This window comes from Ancylobacter sonchi (assembly GCF_018390695.1).
GTDB classification, from domain to species: domain Bacteria; phylum Pseudomonadota; class Alphaproteobacteria; order Rhizobiales; family Xanthobacteraceae; genus Ancylobacter; species Ancylobacter sonchi.
In genome coordinates this window covers 1-976 of record NZ_JAHBGF010000022.1, presented here as the reverse complement: position 1 = coordinate 976, position 976 = coordinate 1, and the positions used below count along the sequence as shown (strand labels likewise).

Genomic DNA, 976 nt, shown 5'->3' with positions numbered 1-976 from the left:
GTCTGACGGTGTTGTAGTCGACCCGCCAAGCCTCGATGATCCGCCGCGCCTCGGCAAGCGAGGTGAAGGCGTGCTCATTGAGGCACTCGTCACGCAGGCGGCCGTTGAAGCTCTCCACGAAGGCGTTTTGGATCGGCTTGCCCGGGGCGATGTAGTGCCATTCGATGGCGGTGTCCTCGCAGAAGCCGAGGATCGCCCGACTGACCAGCTCGGTGCCGTTGTCGGACACGATCATGCAGGGCCGACCGCGGCGGAGGATGACCTCATTGAGTTCACGCACGACGCGGGCGCCGGAGAGCGAGGTGTCCACTACCGCGGCCAGGCATTCGCGCGTGAAGTCGTCGACGATGTTCAACACCCGGAAGCGCCGGCCGTCATTCAGGGCATCGGACACGAAGTCGAGGCTCCAGCGCTGGTTCGCTCCCTGCGGGACGGCCGCCGGCGCCCGGGTGCCGAGCGCCCGCTTGCGCCCGCCACGCCGACGCACCACGAGCCGTTCCTCCCGGTAGAGGCGGTAGACCTTCTTCAGGTTCATCCTCACGCCCTCCCGCTTCAGCAGGATCGCCAGCCGCCGATAGCCGAACCGGCGGCGCTCATTGGCAAGCTCCCGCAGGCGCGTACGGATGGCCGCATCACCCTGCGCCTCGCGCCGGTACTGGAAGCTCGACCGATCCACCCCGATCAGCCTGCAGGCCCGGCGCTCCGAGTAGCCGTGATCGTCGATCACGCGCTTCACCGTCGCGAACCGCGCCGCAGGCGAGCTCAGTTTTTTCCGAGCAGATCCTTCAGCACCGCATTGTCGAGCATCTGTTCCGCCAGCAGCTTCTTCAGCCGCCGGTTCTCCTCCTCGAGCGTGCGGAGCCGCACCGTCTCGGAGGCCGTCATGCCGCCGTACCGGGCCTTCCACTTATAGAGCGTGGCGTCCGAGATCCCGTGCTTGCGGCACACATCGGCGGTCTTCATCCCCGCCTCGTGC

The 976-nt window shown here is 67.1% G+C and carries 1 pseudogene; it reads right to left on the bottom strand.

Features of this window, described 5'->3' with window-relative positions:
* Positions 1 to 976: pseudogene (locus KHC28_RS14405) on the bottom strand (IS3 family transposase); the annotation flags it as partial.